We start from the raw sequence: 23,583 nt of genomic DNA, 5'->3' as shown, positions 1-23,583 counted from the left end.
GGTTGGGGGTACGAAGACGTCCGGCTGGTTCCAGCTGCAACGCCTTGCCAATTGGGGTGTGGTGTAATTGGCAACACAGCTGATTCTGGTTCAGCCATTCTTGGTTCGAGTCCAGGCACCCCAGCCAAGAGACCCTCGCAGTCGCGAGGGTTTTTTCGTATGTGCGCTGCGTTGCGGGTGCGCGTTGCGGGTGTGTCCGGCGTGCGCATGATTGGAAATACTTGCGACACGCCAAATTTGCGATTGGGTACCGGCATGTGTATATTAATCATCTGTTGCGCGGTTGTCCGTGCGACCGGTGAAAACTGAATATGCCCCCATCGTCTAGCGGTCTAGGACTACGCCCTCTCACGGCGCCAACACCGGTTCAAATCCGGTTGGGGGTACGAAGACGTCCGGCTGGTTCCAGCTGCAACGCCTTGCCAATTGGGGTGTGGTGTAATTGGCAACACAGCTGATTCTGGTTCAGCCATTCTTGGTTCGAGTCCAGGCACCCCAGCCAATGGATCCTCGCAGGTTCTCCTGCGGGGATTTTTTGTTATCCGAAGGCTTGGACTTCCGCGCCCTTTTCGTCATCCTGAGCGAGCGGAGCGAGTCGAAGGGTCCTTAACTTTCCGCACTAAGTCGGAAGTTGCCGATTAGTGCGTAGTGGCCAAGGATCCTTCGCTGCGCTCAGGATGACGGATGTTGTTTTCCGTCATCCTGAGCGCAGCCCATAGGGCGGAGTCGAAGGATCCTTAACATGCCTCCAGATGACCGGATCTGCCCAGTTTGCAGGTCAGGCAGGCGCAAACTGGGTGCAAACTGGGCAGATCGGGCCGGATTCGGCGGACTTGGGCCCGGGGTGGGATGAACAATCGACATAAGCCGTGACATGGGCTGTGACCGGGCGTGTGATCTGGCGTGGCCTGATCGTGTGGCGTGACAGGGCGTGTGACACGGTGTGTATTCGTGACTGGGCGTGTGTGACCGGGCGTGCATTTGTGACGCGGGGTGTGACCTGGCGTGCCCATTCCCGGTCACAGGGGTTGCGGAATGGCTTTATTTCAACGATTTCGACGCCCTGTGACCGGGCGTGTCCACACCATGTCACGGCCCCACGCACCCGGTCACACGCCGAGTCACAAATGCACGCCGCGTCACGCCCCATGTCACAGTGCACGCCAGGTCACACGCCGCGTCACAGTGCGCACCGGGTCGCGTCTCAAGCCACCCCTCCACACCGTGCGTCTCGCGGCTTAGCCCCTCCCGCGCCCACTCCACGCACCTCCACATCACTCCCCACCTCCAACACGCCCGGTCATACCCCTGGTCGCGCTCCCCACCTCCCACACCCCGCCCCACCTTCCCACGCCCCGCGGCGATCCCCAAGCTGCATGCGGTACGCTGTTCCCTATGATTGCCCAGTCGATTGCCCAGTCAACCCGCGCGCGCATCCGCCCGCATGACCCGAACAACAGCGACGACTACCCCGTGTCCGTGTCGGCCCGGCTCGGGCGCCTGCAATTCCATGCGTCGGGCAAGTTTCGCGTGCTTCAGCTCGCCGACATTCAGGACGGGCCGGTCCCCGCGAAGGACACCATCCGCCTCATCGAAGCGGCGCTGGACGCCTCCCGCCCCGATCTGGTGATCCTCACCGGCGACCAGATCGCCGGCTATGACCCCGCCTTCTCCAAGACCTTCCGCAAACGCCGCTGGGATACCACCTGGGATGGTGTGACGGCCGCCGGACGATCGGTGGGCGCCATGGTGGGCAGCGCGCTGCAGAGCATCACATCGGCCCCGCAGATTCCCCAGGCGGACGAGCAGGCCGCCCGCAAGCGCGATCTGGAGCAGACCCGGGATCTGGTGCGCCGGAGCCTGAGCGCGGTTCTGCAGCCGATGATCGATCGTGGCATCCCCTTCGCGGTCACGTACGGCGTCCATGATTTCCAGTGCGGCCTGAGCAACGCCGAGCTGGACGCCATCTACCGCGAGTTCCCCGGCTGCCTCAACCCCGAATCGACGGCGGCCAATCCGGCCGTGGCGCGCAGGCAGCCCGGTTCCGGACTGCCCGATCAGCCCGTCCACGCCTGCGAACCCGGCACGTTCGCGCTGCCCGTGCGCGATGTGGACGGCGGCCATGTGGCGTTGGGTCTGGCGGTTGTGGACTCCGGCGATTATGCGCAGGAGGGCGGTTATGGATCGCCGTCCGAGGCCGCGCTGAACTTCCTTAGGCAGGTGCCCACGCTGGTGGGCGCGCGATCGCTGGTCTTCCAGCACACCCCGCTGCCGCAATTCTACGATCTGCTCAAGCCGGTCTCCTCCACCACCGCGTACGCGATCCAGGGGTACCGGGCGTTCGACCAGCAGTGCTACGTGCTGGATGAGTCGAAGACTCGCCCCGGCAGCTATCTGGGGGAGGGTGTGAGCTGCCCGGACAAGGACAGCGGCGAATTCGACATCCTGCGCGCGGGCGACTACATCGGCCTGTTCGCCGGCCAGGACCATCGCAATGGTTTCGTGGGGACGGTCGACGGGCTGCTGCTGGGCGCCACGCCCACCTGCGGCTTCCACGCCTATGGCCCCGCCCCCGAGCGCCGCGCGGCTCGGCTGATCGAGTTCGACATCCGCCACCCGTACGAGCCGCGCACCCAGCTGCTGGAATTCGGTTCGCTGGTAGGCAAGCCGAGCGGGAACAAGGCCTACACGTTCGCGCTGAGTCACGTGCCCACGTCGGCCGGCGATGCGGTGAATCTGCTGCGGCGGCCCGGACTGCTGGCCACCGCAGCCGCGACGGTCGCCGGGGTGGCGGCCGCGATGACCGCGTTCAGGCCCAAGCGGCGGTAGGCGGTAAAGCGGTAGGCGGCAGATAAAAAGAGCTCCCCCTTGCTGGGGGAGCTGGGCTAGGGAGCTGGAGTTGAGGCTTCGAAACCGCGAGGCGCGCCCGGGCTCACATGGCGCCCATGGTGGAGGCTTTGATCAGCGCCTCGGTGAGGTACTTGCCGGCGGCCATCACCAGCGGCGCGTAGTGGCGGCCGGGCTGCATGCCCATGCGGCCGGTCGGGCCGGAGATGGAGATGGCGGCGATCACCTGGCCGGAGGCGTTGCGGATCGGCGCGGAGATGGAGCACACGCCCTCCTCGCGCTCGTTGACCGACTCGGCCCAGCCGCGCTTGCGGACCTGGGCGAGCTTGGTGGCCGTGAACTTGGCGTGGCGCAGGCCCCGATGCATGCGCTCGGAATCCTCCCATGCGAGCAGGATCTGCGCGGCGGAGCCGGCGTGCATGGACAGCATGGCGCCAACCGGGATGGAATCGCGCAGACCGGAGGCGCGCTCGACGGCCGCGATGCACACGCGCTGATCGCCCTGGCGACGGTAGATCTGCGCCGATTCGCCGGTGCGGTCCAGCAGGGTGCGCAGGATCGGGCCGGCTGCGGTGAGCAGGCGATCCTCGCCCGCGGCGGCGGCCAGCTCGGCGAAGCGGGAGCCCAGCACGAAGCGGCCGTGGGAGTCGCGCAGCACAAAGCGATGGCGTTCAAGGGCGATGGCCAGTCGGTGCGCGGTGGGTCGGGCCAGGCCGGTGGCGGCCACCAGCTGTCCGAGCGTGGAGGGCCCGGATTCAAGTGCGTCCAGAATCTTCACTGTCTTGTCAAGTACGCCCACCCCGGAATGGATCTCGCCGTCGTCCGGCACGTCGTGTGCGCGGGGCGCGGCGGTCTGGGGATCGTCGGTCATGGTCTCATCGCTCTCTTCGGAAGTCATGAGGAGCATTCTGCCATCTCATAATATGAAATGCAAATCGATGGAGATGTCCAATTGGCGAGAAAATTCGCCGTCTCGCCGACCAATCCGCGCGTGTCATGATGTGGACGAAAGCAAAACGTTGCAATATCAACGATTTGCCGTGATCGCGGCCGTCCGTATCTCATATACCGGCCGCCGCATATGTTCGGAAGGCATGGTGACCATACGCTATATAGCACACAAGGTGCGCGAAGGCAATACCTAGCGCGAAAAAAGAATTCGAGGAGGTCCCCAGCATGGGAACGACATTGGCCGAGAAGGTCTGGGCCGATCATTTGGTGCGCAAGGGCAGCGACGGGGCGCCCGATCTGCTGTACATCGACCTGATGCTGATGCACGAGGTCACCAGCCCGCAGGCGTTCGAGGGCCTGCGACTGGCCGGGCGCAAGCCGCGCCACGTGGATCAGCTCATCGCCACGGAGGATCACAACACCCCCACGGTCGACATCGACCGCCCGAATCCGGACAAGACCAGCGCCCTGCAGCTGAGCACGCTGGAGAAGAACTGCAAGGAGTTCGGCGTGCGCCTGCACCCGCTCGGGGACGCCGATCAGGGCATCGTCCACGCCTTCGCGCCCATCCTGGGCCTCACCCAGCCGGGCATGACGATCGTGTGCGGCGACTCCCACACCTCCACGCACGGCGCGTTTGGCGCCCTCGCGTTCGGCATCGGCACGTCCGAGGTGGAGCACGTGATGGCCACGCAGACCCTGTCCCTCAAGCCGTTCAAGACCATGGCCATCAACGTCAATGGCAAGCTGCCCGCGGACGCGACCGCCAAGGATGTCATCCTCGCGATCATCGCGAAGATCGGCACCGGCGGCGGCCAGGGCCACGTGATCGAGTACCGCGGCGAGGCGATCCGCAACATGACCATGGACGAGCGCATGACCGTGTGCAACATGTCCATCGAGGCGGGCGCCCGCGCCGGCATGATCGCGCCGGACGAGACCACGTTCGAATATCTGAAGGGCCGTCCGCACGCGCCTGAGGGCGAGATGTGGGACAAGGCCGTCGCCTACTGGAAGACGCTGAAGACCGATGACGACGCCGTGTTCGACAAGGTCGTGGACATCGATGCGACCAAGCTCGGCCCATTCGTGACTTGGGGCACCAACCCCGGTCAGGGCCTGCCGATCACCGCGAACGTGCCCGTGCCGGAGGATATAGCCGACGCCACCAAGCGCGCGGCCGCCGAGCGCGCCCTCAAGTACATGGATTTGGAGCCCGGCACGCCCATCAAGTCGATTCCGGTGGACACCGTGTTCATCGGCTCGTGCACCAACGGCCGCATCGACGATCTGCGCGCGGCCGCTGCGATCATGAAGGGCCACCACAAGGCCAAGTCGATCCACCGCGTGCTCGTGGTGCCGTCGTCCTCCCGCGTGCGCCTGCAGGCGGAAAAGGAGGGGCTCGACAAGGTCTTCAAGGACTTCGGTGCCGAATGGCGCAACGCCGGCTGCTCGATGTGCCTGGGCATGAACCCGGACAAGCTGGTGCCGGGGGAGCGTTCCATCTCCACGTCGAACCGCAACTTCGAAGGCCGCCAGGGCAAGGGCTCGCGCACGCACCTCGCCTCCCCGCAGGTCGCCGCCGCCACCGCCATCCGCGGCACGATCTCGTCGCCGGCCGACCTGTGACCGTGCCATCCGCAATTCGTTCGTGTAAGGATCGTTAAGAAAGCATCATGGAAAAACTCGTCAAACTCACCGGCGTGGGCGTGCCGCTGCGCCGTTCCAACGTCGACACCGACCAGATCATCCCCGCCGTGTTCCTCAAGCGCGTCACCAAGAGCGGCTTCGACGACGCCCTGTTCTACGCCTGGCGGCGCGACCCGAACTTCGTGCTCAACCGCCACGAGTACGCGCCGGGTCGCATTCTGGTGGCCGGCCCCGAATTCGGCATCGGCTCCTCGCGCGAGCACGCGGTGTGGGCGCTGCACGACTATGGCTTCCGCGTGGTGATCGCGCCCAGCTTCGCGGACATCTTCTACGGCAACACCGCCAAGAACGGCGTGCTGGCGGCGATCATGCCGCAGGAGTCAGTGGAACTGCTGTGGAAGCTGCTGGAGGAGGAGCCCGGCCGCGATATGACCGTGGATCTGGAGCAGCGCACCGTGACGTGCGGCGACGTGACCCTGCCGTTCGAGGTGGGCGACTATGTGCGCTGGCGTCTGATGAACGGCTATGACGACATCGACCTGACGCTGCAGCATGAGGACGACATCGCCGCCTACGAGAAGATGCGCGCCGAGCGCTTCCCCTTCAAGCCCAAGACCATCCCCGCCAAGCACTGGCCGGAGGAGCCCGTGGTCTCCGCCCGCGAGCCCGAGAATGAAGGCGAATGGGCGGGACCGTTGGCGTTGCGCGACTAGCGTCGCGCAACGCCTGGTCGGAAGCCCTGTGGGCTTCCGATCAGGTCCCGCGCGGAGCCGCCCCCGGTGGGCGGCTCCGCCCATATTGAGCCCGGCCGCAGGCCGGACCTTAATTGCAGGGCCGGAGGGGGGCGTTGTCCGGCCGTTGTTCGGCCGAAGGCGGGGCCGTTGGCTGGCCGTTGGCCGGCCAGGCGGCAGGCCCGCTGGCGCCAGCCGTTCTTGTCATCCTGAGCGGAGCGCAGCGCAGTCGAAGGATCCTTAATCTCCCGCACTAGTCGCGTGCTTGGTTTCTGCGTAATGGCCAAGGATCCTTCGGCTCCGCTACGCTCCGCTCAGGATGACAAAAACGCGCATTATTCGCCTACGTAGTCACTTGAAAACGCGTACTTCCGATTTGTGCGGTCGATTTTCTGGGTGGGCTCAGGTATCAGTGGCGTCATTTCGCCGGAATTGCAAGGATGCTATCCGGGGTGGTAGTGGAAAACGACCGCACAAATCGGAAATACCAGCTCGGATTCCGTCCGCAACTCGTCTCAAACCTGCCTCAGCGCGTAGTTTTGGCCATTCGCGCCCCATAATCGAGTCCACACCCGAAACATTCCCGGCCATCACGGGCTATAACATTATATTCATTGTATTGAATTGCTGCGCGGGGTCCCGTCCTACAGACTCCGAGCGACAATGAAACCGACCCGGACGCAATCGAGGTGCCGCATGACCAGTCCCGCAACCCCCGCAACTCCTGTTGCTGACCCAGCCCCCGCCAATCCGGCCTCCCCGCACCAGCCCGGCCCGGCGATCCCGACCGTGGACAGTGCCAAGCGCCTGAGTTTCACCAATGAGTCCGGCGAGCGGATCGACTATGAGGCCCGCGTGCGCCTGATCAGCGTGCCCCGCTCCGATTCGGATCGTCGGCCGGTGGGCCGCATGAGCGTCACCTCGTTCGTGCGCCTCTTCGCTGGCCCTGAGCAGTCCGTCTCCGCGCAACCTAATGCTTCCGAGCAGGTCGTTGCCGGGCAGCCCGCCGCTTCGGACCGATCCGCCGAGTCCGCGCCCGCCTCCGCGCCCGCGCCTGCAGCCGATCCCTCCCGCCCAATCATGGTCCTGTTCAACGGCGGCCCGATCGTCGCCAGCACCGCCCTACTGCTCTCCGGCATCGCTCCCAAGCGCGCCGCTTTCAACGAGGACCTTGACGCCCCGCTGCGCGACTCCTTCCGCCTCGAGGACAGCCCCAGCTCCCTGCTGGCCGACTGCGATCTGCTGGTCATGGACGCGATCGGCTGCGGATACGGCCGCTACGAGCCGGACGTGGATGTGGAATCCAAATATTCCGCCGGCGAGGACGCCCGCCAGTTCGCCGAGGCGGCCGCCGCATGGATGGTCCTCGAAGGCCGCGAGTCCTCCCCGCTGTACATCCTGGGCGAAAGCTACGGCACCGTTCGCGCCCCGCTCATGGCCAAGGCCATGCTTGACCTCGCCGAAACGCAGATCTCCCCGGCCGGCGTGATCCTCATGGGCAACACCACCAACATCCAGGAGATGCACGATCGCCCGCGCTCGGTTGCCGCCGCCGCGTGCTCCCTGCCGCTCATGGCCGCCGCGGCCTGGTATCACGGCAAAAGCGGTCTCGATGCGAAGGACTGGCGGGATGCGGTCGATCAGGCCCGCGCGTACGCCTATGGCCCGTACCTGAACGCCCTGTTCGCCGGCTCGCGTCTGCCCGGGCCCCAGCGCGCCACTGTGGCCCACGAGCTGGAACGGTACACCGGCGTCAAGGCCTCCCACTGGCTGCGTAACCATCTGGCCATCTCCAAAACCCGCTTCCGTTCGCTCCTGCTGGAGGACGAGGGCAAAGTGCTGGGCGTGTACGACGCCCGCTACGCCGCGCCCGAATCGCCCGCCTTCCCGGTGGATCCGTCGAGCACCCGCGTCACGCCCGTGCTCGCCGCCTGCTCCCACCTGTTCTACAACGATCTGCTGGGCGTGGATCGCGCCATCCCGCGCATCGAGGCGCCCGGCGACGTGTGGTCCGCGTGGGATTGGAGCGTGGGCGGCCCCGCGGACGGCGTGGTCGGCGGCGCGAAGAAGTCGCCGTTCGACGAGTTCGACTATGCCGCCCCGCTGGAGTTCTGCCTCAATCAGATCGCCGGATTCCGTCTGATGGTGGCCAACGGCTGCTACGACACGATCACCACGGTGGGCGCCTCCGATGCGCTGATCGCCTCCATGAACGCTCCCGATGGCAGCATCGTCCAGCACATCTACCCGGCCGGCCACATGACCTATTCCGATCGGGAATCCGCCATCGCCCTCAACCATGATCTGGCAGCGTTCGTCGCGCGGCCGTTCGTCGCGCAGGCCTGATCCGCCGCACCCGTCATCATCATTCCCAGGAAAGGATTCATCCCATGACCTCAGACATCACCGCATTCCGCCATCGCGCCGATCTGGCCGGCATCCCGGTCTACCGCCAAGGCAAGCCTGCCCCCACCGACCGCCGCGCCTTCAAACTGTCCAGCAACGAGAACCCCTACGGTCCGCTGCCTTCCGTGGTCGAGGCGATCGAGCGCGGCGCCCTGGGCACCATCAACCGATACCCGGACATGCACGGCTGGAAGGTCGTTGACCGCATCGCCGCGCAGTACGGTGTGGACGCCTCCAACGTGATCTTGGGCGCCGGCAGCTCGGAGATCATCACCGAGCTCGTCAACGCGCTCGCCGGCCCTGGCACCGAGGTGATCTACCCGTGGCGCAGCTTCGAGGCGTACCCGATCATCGTGCGCGGCTCCGGCGCCACCCCCGTCCAGGTGCCCCTCACCGCCGACCTGCGGCACGACATCCCGGCCATGATCGCCGCCGTGACCGATCGCACCCGCCTGATCATCGTCAACAACCCCAACAACCCCACCGGCACCACGGTGTCGCGCGAGGAGGCCGAGCGGCTGCTTGAGGCCGTGCCGAAGGACGTGGTGGTGCTGTTCGACGAGGCCTACTTCCAGTTCAACACCGATCCCGACACCGAGGTGGCCATGGATCTGTTCCGCCGGTACCCGAACGTGGTGGTGGCGCACACGTTCTCCAAGGCCTACGGTCTTGCTGGCCTGCGCATCGGCTATGGCATCGGCCCGGCCGCCGTGGTGGATGAGATGAGCAAGGTCGCCCTGCCGTTCGCCGTGTCCGACGTGGCGCAGACCGCCGCCGTCGCCTCCCTGGATGCGCAGTCCGAGCTGGATGATCGTGTGCGCGATCTGATCGCCGAGCGCGCTCGCGTGCTGGGCGCGCTGCGCGGACAGGGCTGGCATGTGCCCGATTCCGGCGCGAACTTCTTCTGGCTGCAGCTGGGCGATCTGACCGATCGGGTGGCCGAGCGGCTCACGGAAGCCGGCGTGATCGCGCGCGTGTTCAGCGGGGACGGCATCCGCATCTCGATCGGCTCGCATGAGGCGAACGATCTGGTGATCGAGACGTGCGCGGCGGCGATCGAGGCGCTGCCCGAGGCGGCCAAGCAGTGGGCTCCCGCGGACGGTGATGCGCGATGAGCGAGATGATGGCGGCGGAGTCGTCCCAGAACGCCCAGGTGGCTCAGGTTGCTCAGTCTGCCCAGTCTGCCCAGTCCGATCGGCAGCCCCAGCCCGGCTTCGCGCCGCATCCCGCACCTGTGAACAGGTTGCTGACGTGGCGGAACGGCGACGATCGCATCGATTACGAGGCCACGGCCGGCCATTTGGACGTGCGCGAGGACGATGGTCGCCCGATCGCCTCGCTGTTCGTCGTTAGCTACGTAGCTACGCGCGTATCCGAAGGGAATAACGGGGAAAACGGGGGTGATGGTGCCGTGGCTGCCGGGTCTGCGGACGCCGGTGCCGAGGGTGGCGCCCGCGTCGCCCCCGCCGGTCCGGAACGCCCCGTGACCTTCCTGTTCAACGGCGGTCCCGGATCGTCCAGCGTCTGGCTCAACACCGGCGGCTTCGGTCCGCGCAAGGCCCCCTCCACGGCCCCCATGCCCGCCGGCGCGGCCCCGTATCCCATCGAGGACAACCCGGCTACGTTGCTACGGTATTCCGATCTTGTCTTCATCGACGCGCCCGGTACCGGATGGTCCGTCACGGCCCCCGGCGTGCCCGCCTCCCGCGTATGGGATATGGACGGCGACGCCGACGTGTTCTGCCGTGCGGTGGTCGATTGGATCGCCGCGAATGGCCGGTGGAACGCGCCCAAGTACCTGTTCGGCGAATCGTACGCCACCACGCGCGTGGCCGTGATGGCCAACATGATCCAGAACCGCTGCATCGACCTCAACGGCGTGATCATGCTGTCCAACCTGCTCGACTGGGCGTCCGAGCAGCCCGGCGCGGACATTGGCTACATCAACCTGATCCCGTCCTATGCCGCGGCCGCCGCATACCATCGCGCGCTCGCCGCCGGAGCAGATCCCACTGCCGCCAACCGCGCGGTGGATGGCGATCTGCTCCGCCGGGCCGAGGACTTTGCACTGGGGGAGTACGCTGCGGCGCTGATCCAGGGCGATCGTCTGGGGGCTGACCGGGAGCGTAAGGTGGCAGGCCGATTGGGCGAGCTGGTCGGCGTGCCAGCGGACGAGCTGATCCGCCGGCATCTGCGGCTCGACATGGAAGACTTCCGCGCCCTGCTTCGCCGGGATGAGGGCCTGATCGTCGGTCGATTCGACGCGCGCTACGTAGCCAGCAATGACTACGTTGTGGGTTCGGGTGGTGCCGATCCGGCCACGAATGACGCGGCCACCGCCGGCGTCAACTCCGCCGAGGTGTGCGCCTTCCGTGCGGCGATCAGCGAGATCGGTTTCACGTGGAACATCCCGTATCTGGTGCTCAACAACATGCAGGTGGAGCCGAATTGGGGCTGGAGCCATCAGGCGCCCGCGCTCGACGGCCCGATGATGTGCCCCAATACCGCGCTCGACCTGTCCGCGGCCATGCGGCGCAACCCGCTACTCAAGGTGGCCGTGATGGGTGGCAAGTACGATCTCGCCTGCCCCTACCTGTCCGTGCGCAACGACATCGCCCACCTGTTTCTGGCACCCCGACTGCGCGCGAACCTCTCCTTCGGCCTCTACGCCACCGGCCACATGGCCTATGTGGACGCCGCCGCGCTGAACGCCATGGACGCCGATCTGGCCCGCTTCTACCGCGACGGCCGGTTCTGAGTGCGTCTCTTCATCCTGAGCACTGAGCCGTTAAGCGGACAGCCCAGTGGGCTGTCCGTAGGCGAGGGGAGCCGCCGCCAAGGCGGCGACGGTCCGGCGTAGCCGGACACGGCGTAGTCGAAGGATCCTTAATCTCTCGCATACAGTGCGGGCTAATTGGTGCGCAGCGTTAAGGATCCTTCGACTCCGCGCTTCGTGCTTCGCTCAGGATGACGAGAAAAGATCTGGGTCTGTCCTTTCCGTCATCCTGAGCGGAGCCCGTTAGGGCGTAGTCGAAGGATCCTTCGCCCCGTTCAGGATGACGGCGGGGGACTGTGCTTCGCTCGGGACGACGTTGATGCTGGGCGTGGGGCGTGGGTGTGTTTGCGGGGCTGGTGACAATGGGCGCACATCGTGGGCACATTGTGCCCCCATTGTCACCACTGGTTTTTGCCGGTGTGCCGCCGGGCCCGGGCGCGTGTTGTCCTCCTGAGAGTGCCTCTTTTTTGTCATCCTGAGCACTGAGCCGTTAAGCGGACAGCCCAGTGGGCTGTCCGTAGGCGAGGGGAGCCGCCGCCAAGGCGGCGACGGTCCGGCGTAGCCGGACACAGCGTAGTCGAAGGATCCTTAATCTCTCGCATACAGTGCGGGCTAATTGGTGCGCAGCGTTAAGGATCCTTCGACTCCGCGCTTCGCGCTTCGCTCAGGATGACGAGAGGGACCGGGATGACGCGAGCGGCTCCGCTATGCCCTCGCTACGCTCAGCCCTTCACCATCCTGTGCGCGGCCAGCACCTCCTCGATGCGCGCCTCGTCGCGCCGCACGATCACGTCGATCAGATCCAGATGTATCCGCAGCCGATCGTCGCTGTCCGGGGTGAAGCCGCTGATGCCGAAGGTGGGGTCGTCGCCGTCGGCCAGGATGTAGTCGACCAGATTCTGGTAGAAACTACGTAGCATTAGATTCGGCGTGATGTTCGCGATCCGCCGGTGCAGCTTCCAGTTGACCGCCTCGCTGCCGGGCGTGTGCCACTGCGCCTCAAGCTCGCCGCGCAGGGCCTCAAGATCGGCCACGTCGGCGTCGGTGCGATGGCGGACGGCATCGAGCATCACCTGATTGTCCAAACCGTCGAGCACCTCCACGGCGTTGTTCGCGTCGATCAGCCCCTTGGATCGCAGGTCCACAATCTCCAGCGCCAATCGGGACAGCGGGGGCTGCTCGGCCACGAAGATGCCGCCCTTGGGGCCGGGCTTGACCACCACAATCCGCCGCTCGCGCAGGATCCGCAGTGCCTCGTTCAGTGTCGCCGGGGCCACGGAGAAGCGTTCCAGCAGCTCGGTTTTCGTGCCGATACGCTCGCCCGCGGGCATGTGCCGCGTGCGGATGCTTTCCTCGATTGCGTCGGCCACCGCGCCGGATGCCGATTGCGTGACGGTCATGGATCCTCCTTCGCGGGCCGGTCGTATGCGGACGCCGCCTCAACCCTCGATCATAGGCGAAAGATCACAGACGAACACGTGCGAAACATTGACGCCCCTTGTTTGAAGTCTATTCGTAATAATCATTATGCTAGTTTGATCGTACCAACGGCGGAGGTCGCCCCTCCGCCCGCATGCAGGAGGACATATGACCAGATTTGCCATCGGCGGCGATGCGCTCGCCGAATCCCTGATCGCGCAGGGCGTGGACACGATTTTCGGCATCCCGGGCGTGCAGCTGGACCCGGCCTGCGACGCGCTGTACTTTCGCAAGGACCGCATCCGTTTCATTTGCGCGCGCAACGAGCAGGCCGTTACCTACATGGCCGACGGCTACGCGCGCAGCTCGCACCGCGAGGGCGTGGGCATGGTCGTGCCCGGTCCCGGCCTGCTCAATGCGCTCGCGGGACTGGCCACCGCCTACGCCACCAACTCGCGCGTCCTGCTCATCAGCGGGCAGATCGACTCCTGGCAGATCGGCAAGGGGGACGGCGTGCTGCATGAGCTGCCCGACCAGACCGGCATCATCGACAAACTGTGCAAATGGCATGCGATGGCCACGAAGGCCGAGGACATCCCGGAACTGGTGGCCGAGGCGTTCCGTCAGCTGCGCACCGGCCGCCCGCGCCCGGTGGTTCTGGAATTCCCGCCCGATGTGCTGGCCGCCCCCGTCACCCCCGATCTGCCCATTCCCGGCTACGTACCTACGTCGCCCGTCACGCCCAGTCCTGACGCGCTCGCCAAGGCGGCCGATCGCATCGCCGCGGCCGATCGTCCGATCATCTATGCTGGCGGCGGCGTGCGGGCCTCCGGCGAGGGTGCCCGGCAGGCGCTGACCGATCTGGCCCATCTGCTCGGCGCTCCCGTGGTCGTCACCGAGAATGGCCGCGGTGCCATCGACGCCGACGATCCGCTCGCCTTCGATCAGGTCGCCTTCCGCACCCTGCGCGAAACCGCCGATCTGATCATCGCGGTCGGCACACGCTTCGTGGGCAGCTTCGGCGGCGCGCTCAACACCAACGGCGTGCCCGTGGTGGACATCAACGTGGATGAGGCCGATCTGGGCGGTCCGCGAACCGAACAGATCGCTGTCGCCGTGCATGCCGACGCCCGGCTCGCACTTGAGGGGCTGGTCCGGCTGCTGAGCGGGGACAGCCCGCAGGGCGAAGCCAACGCCCCGGCCGCCTCGGCCGCCGCCCGTCCCGCCCGTCCCGATCGCGCCGCCGAAATCGCCGCAGCCCGCGCCTGGACCAACAAGGCCCTGTCCCAACTCGATCCGCAGCGCGCCTGGCTCGATGCGATCGGTCGTGCGCTCGGCAAGGATGGCGTGTTCGTGAGCGAATACACGCAGATCGGTTACGCGGCGGCGATCTGCATGCCCCGCCACAGCCCCGAAACGTACATCGGCCCCGGCTACGAGGGCACGCTGGGCTTCGGCTTCGCCACCGCGCTCGGCGTGCAGGCGGCCGCGCCCGATCGCCGCGTGGTGTCCGTGAGCGGCGACGGCGGCTTCTCCTGGACCATGCAGGAGCTGTCCACCATGCGCCGCTACGGTCTGCCGCTCGTGGAGATCGTGTTCAACGACGGCTACTACGGCAACGTCCGGCGCATCCAGAACGGCAACTATGGCGGCCGCGTGTTCTCATCCGACCTCACCGATCCCGACTACATGCAGCTCGCCGCCGCGTTCGGCATCGCCCACGCCCGCGCCTTCGATCCGGAGGAGCTGGGCCGTGTGCTGGAACGCGCGCTCGCCTCCCGCACGCCCACGCTGATCGAGGTGCCCGTGGCAGATTTCCCCTCGCCGTGGAATCTGGTGCACGAAGGCCTGCCCACCCCGCCCGCGCTGCCGCCGCATGCCGATCGCGTGCCCCGGCCCGGCGCCACGGCATGACGTGGCCCGTTTCGTACCGCGGCCCGGAACCCAAGACTAAGAGCTTCACATCGCAATCCAACCCGGCATCGCAATCCGAAAGGAGCGCATCATGCGATCGAACCCAATGCGAATCACCACGGCGGCCGTCAGGCTTGCCGCGATCGTGGCATCCATGGCCACCATCGTCGCCCTCGCCGCCTGCGGGGGCAATGGCAGCACCAACGCCGCCAACGGAACCGGGGCCGCGGTCTCCGAAGAGCCATCCGCGGGCGTGCCGTCGAACTACTCCGGCAGCTTCCCCAAGCCGGTGCAGGGCAAGGCCTACAACAACACGCTTGCCCGCGACAAGGTCAAGGACGGCGGCACGCTGAACCTCGCGATCGGCGAGATCGGCCCCGACTGGAACCGCTTCACGATCGCCGGCAACACCACCAGCATGGCCGACCTGTGGGCGTTCTACATGCCGCAGCTGTACACGTACTCGCCCGACGGCGGCGACGTGGAGCCGAACGCCGACTACCTGACCAAGGTGGAGCAGACGAGCGACAGCCCGGAGACGATCGTGTACACCCTGAACGGCAAGGCCGCCTGGAACGACGGCACGCCGATCGACTACACCGCCTTCGTCTCCACATGGAAGGCCATGAGCGGCGCCGATCCGGCCTACAGCCCCTCCACCACCGACGGCTACAGCAACATCGCATCCGTGGAGCGCGGCGCCACGGACAAGGAGGTCAAGGTCACCTTCAAGACCCCCTTCTACCCGTACCAGACCCTGTTCTCCAGCCTGCTGCCCCCGCAGTCCGCGTCGGCCGACGTCTTCACCAACGGCTGGCAGAAGAACCCGCATTCAGAGTGGGGCGCCGGCCCGTACAAGATCGGATCGCTCGACGATTCGCAGGTGACGTTCGTGCCCAATGAGAAGTGGTGGGGCAACAAGGCGAAGCTGGACAAGATCACGTTCCGCCAGATGGAGGACGCGGCCCAGGCCAACGCCTTCCAGAACGGGGAGATCGACGTGGCGGCGGCCGGCGCGAACCTGCTCAAGACCGTCAAGGACATGAGCGGCGTGCAGTTGCGCCGATCGTACGGCACCTCGGTGAGCACGTACACGATCAACGCGAAGAACGTGCCGGACGTGGCCGTGCGCAAGGCGATCGTGCAGGCGATCGACCGTCAGAGCCTGGCCAACATCAGCTACGCCGGCATCGACTGGACGCCCGACGCGCTGCCCGGATCGGCCCTGATCCCCACCTTCCGCGCGGGCTACGAGGACAACATGCCCACCGACGCCGCCTTCTCCGCGGACAACGCGAAAAAGACGCTTGAGGCGGCCGGCTACACGATGGGCTCCGATGGCTACTACGCCAAGGACGGCCAGACCGTGTCCGTGAAGTACACCACGTTCTCCGATGCGGCGACCACCAAGGCCATCGCCAACGCGATCATCAAGATGGGCAAGGACGCGGGCATCAGGATCGAGGGCGACATCAGGGCCTCGAACGACTTCTCGACCACCCTGTCCACCGGCGACTTCCAGATCGTCGGCCTCGGCTACGCCTCCGGCGACCCGTTCAACTACGTGTCCGCCTGCCAGGTGTACTGCTCCACGTCGCAGGCCAACCTGTCCTTCACCGGCAGCGCGGAGAACGATGAAAGGCTCAAGGCCCTCACCGCCACCAAGGACCAGGCTGAGGCGATCAGGAACTTCAACGAGGCCGAAAAGAAGGCGCAGGAGCAGTACGCGCAGATCCCGTACGCCGCGCCGCCCATCACCCTCGCGGTCAAGGAGGGCCTCGCGAACTTCGGCCCCGCCGGCTTCTCCTCCAGCTCCGACGGCATCCCGCTGTTCCACACGGAGGACATCGGCTGGCAGGCGTGAGCTTGCGGGCGTTGCCGGCCATGTTGCCGACCACGGAACACGGATATTTTCGCAGGAATGGCTTGATGCCAACACCTGCGCGGAAAATGCGCGCGTTCCGTGGTCGGCTTCCTATTGGTCCCGCTATGCGTAGCTCGGGATGACCATCATTTCGGGCTGGATGTAGCAGCTGATGAGTGTCCCGGTGATCTGATCCATGTCCTCCTCTTTGAGGCGGCCGATTCTGACGGGATTGCGTTCTTCGAGGTCAAGGGCGCGGATCTGCTCGATTTGCGCGTACCCGTCAATCCATCCGTCCCCATCCTCTCTCCGAACGGCGGTGATGGGCAGGTGAAGTTCGAAGTCGCCGCGTCCGTGCGAGATTGCGATGACGACGGTGAGACTGCAATTTTGGTTGAAATCGTCGTTGCTCACCACGACCACGGGGCGGCGCTTCCTCTGCTCATGGCCCTTTGATGGGTCGAGGTCGGCCAGGAGAACGTCTCCGTATTTCCAAGCGGTCATAGGGCTTCCTTGCCTACGGCCGGTCCTGCGAGTTCCTCCGTGGCCTTGTATTCCTCGGTGCGGTTGCGGAATACGTCGGCAAGGCGCGGAACCCGAATGATCCTGACGTCCGTGCGAATCGGGCGAAGCACGATGGCTCCGTCCTCGATGGTCGCCTCAACACGGGATCCGTCGGGCATGCCCACCTGTTCGCGCATGTCCTTGGGCAGACGCACGCCCTGGGCGTTGCCCCACTTGCTGAGTGTGAGTGTGGTCATCGCTCATCACCTCCTACAACGATGATATGTATATCCCAGTATATACATCACGGATGGTGCAAGTGGATGGCTTCCTATTGGTCCCGCATACGGAAAAGCCCCGGAGCGCTGTATTTCCAACGCCTCCGGGGCTTCCGATCCGCGTGCGAGTGGGGGGAGTTGAACCCCCACGAGCATACACTCACTGCCACCTGAAGACAGCGCGTCTACCATTCCGCCACACTCGCGAACAATGTGATAACTTACCACCACTCTCGCGGAATGCCTAATCTCGGCGTGTCGCGCCTATTTTCGCCTTTCGCGCGTACCGTCCCAGTCCTTGCGTGCGCCCTGCCGCACCTTGCACGCGCCTTGCGCGCCCTTGCAGTCCGCCGTAATGCCCGCATTCCGGCACCCCATCGCGCCCATGCCGCGCATCTGCGGCATCGTGAACCATGCGTAACCCGGAGCGTGCGATCGTGTCGCGCGGCCGGATCGCATCGTCGGAACGCGCGCAGCCAGTCGGAGGGCCAACAGTCGGCCAATAGTCGGCCAAGGAGGAATGCATGGGACTCATTGCCGCGATGCAGGGATTCTGCGTCATCGGGATCATCATCGCGATCGGCTACATCGCCGCGCGGTGCCGGGTCGGCGGGCCGACCGCCCAAATGGTGCTCAATCGGTTCAGCTACTTCGTCTCCACGCCCTGCCTGATGTTCGCGCTGCTGTCCAAGGAGCATCTGAGCGATGTGTTCAAGCCGAGCATCGTCGTGGCCATCCTGTGTGCGGTGATCACCGGCGCGATCTTTCTGGCGCTCAACGCGGCGTTCTTCCGGCTCAAACTGGCGGATGCGACGATCGGCGTGCTGATCTCCATGTTCATGAACGCGAACAACATCGGCCTGCCCATCGCCACGTACATCCTGGGCGATCCGGCCGCGGTCACGCCGATCGTGCTGATCCAGGGCATTCTGTTCACGCCGGTCGCCCTGACCATGCTCGATCTGTCGACCAAGGACACGATCAGCGTGAAGGCGATCGTGAGCCAGCCGCTCCACCAGCCGATCCTGATCGGCGTGCTGATCGGCATCGCCACGTCCGCGATCAGCGATGCGGCCGGCTGGTTCGTGGTGCCGAGCTACATCTACGATCCGATCAACATTGTGGGCGGATCGTCCGTGCCGCTGATCCTGATGGCGTTCGGCATGTCGCTGCGCAACTCGAAACCGTTCGGTGAGGGCGCCGATTACGTAGCCACGATCACGGCGGCCCTGCTCAAGAACGCGGTCATGCCAATCGTCGCGTTCCTGCTCGCCTACTTCCTCATGGGCTTCCGCGGCGCCGATCTCTACGCGTGCGTGGTGCTCGCCGCCCTGCCGACCGCGCAGAACGTGTACAACTACGCCTCGCGCTACGAAGTGGGCATGCGACTGGCGCGCGACGGCATTCTGGTGAGCACGCTGTCGTCGCCGCTGTTCATCTTCGTGATCGCGTGGCTGCTGGGGTGATGTGCTCAGGATGACGATGTGCAGCCCCCTCGTCATCCTGAGCGAAGCCCGATAGGGCGAAGTCGAAGGATCCTTAACGTTCCCGCACCAATGGCCAGTGCGTAATGACGAAGGATCCTTCGGCTGCGCGCTCTGCGCTCCGCTCAGGATGACGGTATGGGTCTTTCCCCGTCTAACCAGTATCAACGTCATCCTGAGCGAAGCTGAAGGATCCTTCGTCATCGCGCACTGAGTCGCGGCTCCGCTCAGGATGACGTTGAGACTCGCCTTCGGCCCTGCAATTAGGGACTCGTCCTTCGGATGAGACTCAATTCGACCCTCGCCGCCGTGGTGGCGGCTCGGGCTTCGCCTACCGGCAGTCCACCGGACTGCCGGCTTTACGGCTCAGCCACGCGACCCATTCGCATAGAACCGGGCCAGCGTCTCGCGCTTGTAGTCGTCGAAGTAGCCGCCGTCGATCGACGCGCGGATCTCGTCGAGCAGGCGCACAAAGAACCGCTCGTTGTGGATCGTGGCCAGCGTGAAGCCGTTGTATTCGCGGGCGCGCAGCAGGTGATCCACGTAGGATCGCGAGTAGTGGCGGCACGTGTAGCAGTCGCAATCGGCCTCGATGGGGGAGAAGTCGTTCTTGAACTGCGCGCGCTTGATGTTCCATCGGCCGTCGCGCGTGAATACCGCGCCGTTGCGGGCGCACCGGGCGGGGGCCACGCAATCGAACGTGTCGCCGCCGTTCTCCACCGCGGCGAAGATGTCGTCCACGGCCGCGATGCCCAGTACGTGACGCGGGCGGTCCTCCGGCATCTCGTCGCAGATCCACGCACAGGTCTGTCCCAGGATGCGCTTTTCGATCGCGCCGCCGATGCCCACGCCGTCGAAGTCGAGCGAGGCGATCTGCGAGGCCGCGCGCCGGCGCAGATCCTCGTAGTTCGCGCCCTGCACCACGCCGAACAGCGCCTGATACGGCTTGCCAAGGCGCGCTTCGGTGAGCCGCTGGTGCTCCGCCACGCAGCGACGCGCCCATCGGAACGTGCGCTCCACGGACTCCTCCTGGTACGACCGCGTGTTCATGAGCGTGGTCAGTTCGTCGAAGGCGAACATGATGTCCGCGCCGAGCTTGTGCTGGATGCCCATCGAGATCTCCGCGGAGAAGCGGTGCTCGTCGCCGTTGAGGGGCGACTTGAAGGTCACGCCGTCCTCGTCCACGAATGCGAGGCGCTGCTTGCCTTCGGCGATCACATCGTCGGACTTGAGCCCGGTCACGTCCATGGCGAGCGTCTTCTTGAAGCCGGCGCCGAGCGAGAGCACCTGAAAGCCGCCGGAATCGGTGTAGGTGGGGCCGTCCCAGTTCATGTAGCGCGCGAGTCCGCCGGCCAGATCGAGCGTGTCCTCGCCCGGGCGCTCGAACAGGTGGAAGGCGTTGGCGAGCAGGCATTGCGCGCCCAACTCCTTCATCTGCTCGGGCAGCACGCCCTTCATGGCGGCCTGCGTGCCCACGGGGACGAACGCGGGGGTTCTGATGTCTCCATGCGGGGTGTGGATGATGCCGGTGCGGCCGTAGCGCGCGCCGTCGCGGCCCAGTCCGTCGGCGGTGTTGGGCAGTCGCGTGATGGTCTCGAAGGAGAAGGCGCTGCGATCGCCGGGCTTGCCCGGTTCGGCGCCGCGGGGGTGTTCCAGTAATGACGTCATGGCTCCACTGTAGCGGGCCGGGCGGGTTGGCGGGCCGATCGTTCCGGGCTGTCATTCTCCGCCATCCCATCCACGGAACTCGAATTTCTGAATCCGACTGGCTGAATTCCAACGGTCTGGATTGGAAATTCGAGTTCCGTGGATGGGCGGGGCCCAGAACTGGGCAGATCCGGGCATGGCATGTGCAGACTGGGCAAAGTAGGACGCCATTTTGGCAAACTGGGCAGATCTGGTCGGGAACCGGCCGATTTGGGGGTCCAGATGACTGGATCTGCCCAGTTTGCGAATCGGAGCGAATCGGAGAGCCCGATCTGCCCAGTTGTGCCGTCGACTGGGCGGATCCGGGCGGATCCGGGCGTGTGGTCGTCCGCCTGCCGGCTCCGAGGACGTCCCATCTTCCGATTCCTCCATCCGCCGCCGATATTCGCGAAACTGACGGAAGATTCCACAGCCCCTTTCAAAGAACATTCAGGAAACTTCCAGAGCAAGTGCCTTTACTCTTAGGTAGCGGTTCGCGGAGGCGATGCCGGGAATGGCAACCAAAGCGATCAGGAATTTAAGGAGCACAATATGGCTGACGATCAGCAGAAGCCCTGGTTGACGCCGCAGGGCGATTCGACTTCGGACTCGAACGATGCGAACACCAAGAACGAAACCCATGAGAACGAGCAGCCCACCCAGACGCTGCCCGCGCCGGCATCCGCGGTGAACGAGGATCAGCCGACCACGCAGTTGCCGCCCACTCCGGCCGTGCCGCAGTTTGGCGCCCCGGCTCCGGCAGCGCCCGCCGAGCCCGCTGCGTCGTCCGCGTCGTCCGCCGCCCCGGCGACCCCCGCCACGCCGCAACAGCCCGTCGCCCCGACGGCGCCGGCCGCCCAGCCCGGTCAGCCCGCGTATGGCCAGAGGATGCCCCAGGGCCCGTTCAACCCATATCCCTTCGGTGCGCCGGAACCGGAAAAGCCCAAGCAGGACAACGCCTCGCACCAGGGCTTTGCGGGATTCAACCCGTTCGGCGCGCAGAACACGAATGCGCAGAATTCGAACACCCCGAACGGCCCGCAGAATCCGAACGCCCAGAATGTCCCGCAGAACGGCCCGGTGCCCCCGCAGGCCCCGAACGGCCCGTACCTGCCCGGCATGGCCGGCCAGCCTTTGCCTCAGGGCCCGCAGAACGGCCGCGGCGGCAAGGGCTCCACCACCACGATCCTGACGGCGGTCATCGCGGCTTTGGTCGCCGCGGCCCTGATGCTCGGCCTCGGCTGGGCGGGCATCACCAGTGGCTTCATCAGCGTGCCGACGTCGTCCAACCTCAACAGCGTTGGCTCCAAGACCGGCTCCGGCTCCGCCACGGCGACCACCGGAGAGGCGCCCGACTGGAAGACCATCGCGTCCAACGTGTCCTCCTCGGTGGTGTCCATCACCACCACGATCTCCAACGGCACCGGCAAGGGCTCCGGCGCGATCATCGACACCGACGGCCACATCGTGACCAACAACCACGTGGTCGAGGGCGCGCAGAAGATCACGGTCACGCTGTCCAACGGCAACCTGTACAGCGCGCAGATCGTGGGCACGGACACCACCACCGACCTCGCGGTCATCAAGCTGGACAATCCGCCGAGCGACCTCAAGGCCGTGACCTTCGCCGACTCCGATGAGCTGGCCGTGGGCGAGGACGTGATGGCGATCGGCAACCCGCTCGGCTACGAGAACACCGCGACCACCGGCATCGTCTCCGCGCTCAACCGCCCGGTGACCGTGACCGACAGCGAGACCAATTCGGACATCGTGACGAACGCCGTGCAGATCGACGCGGCCATCAACCCCGGCAACTCCGGTGGCCCGACGTTCAACGCGGCCGGCCAGGTGATCGGCATCAACTCGTCGATCGCCTCCACCGCCACCTCCAGCTCGTCCGCCGGCTCGATCGGCATCGGCTTCGCGATCCCCGCGAACCTGGTCAAGCGCGTGGCCGATGAGATCGTCAAGAACGGCAAGGTCCAGCACGTGGCCCTGGGCGTGCAGGTGAAGACCGGCACCGCCACCGCCGATGGCGTGACCCGCGCCGGCGCCACCATCGATTCCGTCTCCAACGCCTCCGGTCCGGCCGCCAAGGCGGGCATCAAGGCCGGCGACGTGATCGTGGGCTACAACGACAACACCGTGTCCGACGTCTACTCGCTGCTCGGCTACGTCCGCGCCTCCGCGCTGGGCGACACCGCCAAGATCACGCTGGTGCGCGATGGCAAGACGCTCGACGTGACCGTGACGCTCGATCAGGAGGAGACCACGGTGAACGGCTCCAGCAGCTCGAACTCGAACAATGGCTCGAACGGCTCCGGCAATGGCAACAGCCAGAACAACGGCAACAACGGCAATGGCTATGGCAACTCCGGCAACGGCAACTCGGGTAACGGCTACGGCGATAACGGTGGCCTGAGCGATCCGTTCGGTCAGCTGTTCGGCTTCGGCAACTCCGGAAATTCCGGCAACTGATTCGAACGGTGCAAGCCGCATGGTTCGGCGCGGGGCAGTGCATGACTGATTCCGCGCCGAGCCGGTGAATCCGAAGGCGGTCGGTCCCTTTGCAGGGCCGGCCGCCTTTTGCGTTGGAGTGGGCTCGATGGTGCGGTGCGCTTCTCCCGCCGTCATCCTGAGCGAAGCGAAGGATCTTTAACTTCCCGCACCAATCGGAAGCCTTGATTTGGTGAAAAATGCCAAGGATCCTTCGACTTCGCGCTGTGCGCTGCGCTCAGGATGACGGATTGCCGGATGGTCGTATCCGTGACGGGGCGTGTGACCCGGGGTGTGTTGTGACATGGGGTGTGACGCGGTGTGTGGTGTGACGTGGGGTGGGGTCCGAAAACCCTTGGAATTCCGCCATTTTGAGTCCCGTGTGACACGGGGTGGGCACGCCAGGTCACACGCCATGTCACAAACACACCATGTCACGCCCCAAGTCACGCTCCTCGTCACGCCCCTCGTCGCAGCAGCCCGAGTTGCGAAATCGTATGGCCGATCACCGTGCTCCGTCGCACCTCGTCGTGCCCCATCCACTCAAAGGGAGCCTCAAAGTCCCATCCCACCCAAG

15 protein-coding genes and 4 tRNA genes are annotated in these 23,583 nt (G+C 65.6%); 13 read left to right on the top strand and 6 right to left on the bottom strand.

All coding sequences use genetic code 11. From position 1 onward, the window contains the following. Window positions 1–52 precede the first annotated feature (52 nt). From EMO90_RS06455 to EMO90_RS06440, 4 genes are all read left to right on the top strand, one after another. Window positions 53–127: transfer RNA gene (locus EMO90_RS06455), tRNA-Gln, on the top strand. Between the two features lie 186 nt (window positions 128–313). After that, window positions 314–386: transfer RNA gene (locus EMO90_RS06450), tRNA-Glu, on the top strand. 41 nt (window positions 387–427) lie between these two features. Next, window positions 428–502, top strand: a tRNA-Gln gene (locus EMO90_RS06445). An 893-nt stretch (window positions 503–1,395) separates the two neighbouring features. Further along, window positions 1,396–2,829: a metallophosphoesterase family protein gene (locus EMO90_RS06440; protein WP_150354628.1), complete on the top strand. Its 1,434-nt coding sequence runs from the start codon at window positions 1,396–1,398 to the stop codon at window positions 2,827–2,829. A 103-nt stretch (window positions 2,830–2,932) separates the two neighbouring features. On the opposite strand, the gene EMO90_RS06435 is transcribed toward EMO90_RS06440, so the two are convergent. Next, a complete protein-coding gene (locus tag EMO90_RS06435) occupies window positions 2,933–3,718 on the bottom strand; it encodes an IclR family transcriptional regulator (protein WP_150354639.1) in 786 nt (261 codons plus the stop codon). A gap of 305 nt (window positions 3,719–4,023) precedes the next feature. On the opposite strand from EMO90_RS06435, the gene leuC reads away from it, so the two are divergent. From leuC to EMO90_RS06410, 5 genes are all read left to right on the top strand, one after another. Further along, window positions 4,024–5,427: a 3-isopropylmalate dehydratase large subunit gene (leuC, locus tag EMO90_RS06430; protein WP_150354627.1), complete on the top strand. Its 1,404-nt coding sequence runs from the start codon at window positions 4,024–4,026 to the stop codon at window positions 5,425–5,427. Window positions 5,428–5,474: 47 nt separating this feature from the next. Further along, on the top strand, window positions 5,475–6,161 hold the full coding sequence (leuD, locus tag EMO90_RS06425) for a 3-isopropylmalate dehydratase small subunit (protein WP_150354626.1): 687 nt from the start codon (window positions 5,475–5,477) through the stop codon (window positions 6,159–6,161). 714 nt (window positions 6,162–6,875) lie between these two features. Continuing rightward, on the top strand, window positions 6,876–8,525 hold the full coding sequence (locus EMO90_RS06420) for a hypothetical protein (protein ID WP_190972070.1): 1,650 nt from the start codon (window positions 6,876–6,878) through the stop codon (window positions 8,523–8,525). Between the two features lie 44 nt (window positions 8,526–8,569). Further along, a complete protein-coding gene (gene hisC / locus EMO90_RS06415) occupies window positions 8,570–9,700 on the top strand; it encodes a histidinol-phosphate transaminase (RefSeq protein ID WP_150354624.1) in 1,131 nt (376 codons plus the stop codon). Next, on the top strand, window positions 9,697–11,343 hold the full coding sequence (locus EMO90_RS06410) for a S10 family peptidase (RefSeq protein WP_150354623.1): 1,647 nt from the start codon (window positions 9,697–9,699) through the stop codon (window positions 11,341–11,343). Before hisC ends, EMO90_RS06410 begins: the two co-directional genes overlap by 4 nt. 740 nt (window positions 11,344–12,083) lie before the next feature. Here EMO90_RS06410 and EMO90_RS06405 read toward each other — a convergent pair. After that, window positions 12,084–12,761, bottom strand: coding sequence for a FadR/GntR family transcriptional regulator (locus EMO90_RS06405; RefSeq protein ID WP_150354622.1), 678 nt, complete (start codon window positions 12,759–12,761; stop codon window positions 12,084–12,086). 187 nt (window positions 12,762–12,948) lie between these two features. On the opposite strand from EMO90_RS06405, the gene EMO90_RS06400 reads away from it, so the two are divergent. Both EMO90_RS06400 and EMO90_RS06395 read left to right on the top strand, forming a co-directional pair. Then, window positions 12,949–14,694 (top strand): thiamine pyrophosphate-dependent enzyme, encoded by a 1,746-nt coding sequence (locus EMO90_RS06400; protein ID WP_150354621.1) that lies wholly within the window; start codon window positions 12,949–12,951, stop codon window positions 14,692–14,694. Window positions 14,695–14,785: 91 nt separating this feature from the next. Then, entirely contained in the window at window positions 14,786–16,558 is a 1,773-nt protein-coding gene (locus EMO90_RS06395; RefSeq protein WP_223849811.1) for an ABC transporter family substrate-binding protein, read from the top strand. A gap of 123 nt (window positions 16,559–16,681) precedes the next feature. Here the strand turns inward: EMO90_RS06395 and EMO90_RS06390 are convergent, their stop codons facing one another. The 3 genes from EMO90_RS06390 to EMO90_RS06380 all read right to left on the bottom strand — a co-directional run bounded on the left by EMO90_RS06390 (window position 16,682) and on the right by EMO90_RS06380 (window position 17,546). Then, window positions 16,682–17,062: a type II toxin-antitoxin system PemK/MazF family toxin gene (locus tag EMO90_RS06390; RefSeq protein ID WP_150354620.1), complete on the bottom strand. Its 381-nt coding sequence runs from the start codon at window positions 17,060–17,062 to the stop codon at window positions 16,682–16,684. Continuing rightward, window positions 17,059–17,319 (bottom strand): AbrB/MazE/SpoVT family DNA-binding domain-containing protein, encoded by a 261-nt coding sequence (locus EMO90_RS06385; RefSeq protein ID WP_150354619.1) that lies wholly within the window; start codon window positions 17,317–17,319, stop codon window positions 17,059–17,061. Before EMO90_RS06385 ends, EMO90_RS06390 begins: the two co-directional genes overlap by 4 nt. 144 nt (window positions 17,320–17,463) lie before the next feature. Next, window positions 17,464–17,546: transfer RNA gene (locus EMO90_RS06380), tRNA-Leu, on the bottom strand. A gap of 318 nt (window positions 17,547–17,864) precedes the next feature. Between EMO90_RS06380 and EMO90_RS06375 the strand changes: the two genes are divergently transcribed. Next, window positions 17,865–18,806: an AEC family transporter gene (locus tag EMO90_RS06375; RefSeq protein ID WP_223849810.1), complete on the top strand. Its 942-nt coding sequence runs from the start codon at window positions 17,865–17,867 to the stop codon at window positions 18,804–18,806. Window positions 18,807–19,190: 384 nt separating this feature from the next. Here EMO90_RS06375 and tgt read toward each other — a convergent pair whose 3' ends face one another. Further along, a complete protein-coding gene (tgt, locus tag EMO90_RS06370) occupies window positions 19,191–20,492 on the bottom strand; it encodes a tRNA guanosine(34) transglycosylase Tgt (RefSeq protein WP_150354618.1) in 1,302 nt (433 codons plus the stop codon). Between the two features lie 570 nt (window positions 20,493–21,062). On the opposite strand from tgt, the gene EMO90_RS06365 reads away from it, so the two are divergent. After that, window positions 21,063–22,988 carry a S1C family serine protease gene (locus EMO90_RS06365; RefSeq protein WP_150354617.1) on the top strand — a complete coding sequence of 642 codons (1,926 nt, stop codon included), beginning with the start codon at window positions 21,063–21,065 and terminating at the stop codon, window positions 22,986–22,988. Window positions 22,989–23,583 lie beyond the last annotated feature (595 nt).

Source organism: Bifidobacterium vespertilionis (genome assembly GCF_008698145.1).
Lineage (GTDB): Bacteria > Actinomycetota > Actinomycetes > Actinomycetales > Bifidobacteriaceae > Bifidobacterium > Bifidobacterium vespertilionis.
The sequence above is the reverse complement of the archived record's forward strand: the minus strand, read 5'-3'. Positions and strand labels throughout refer to the sequence as shown.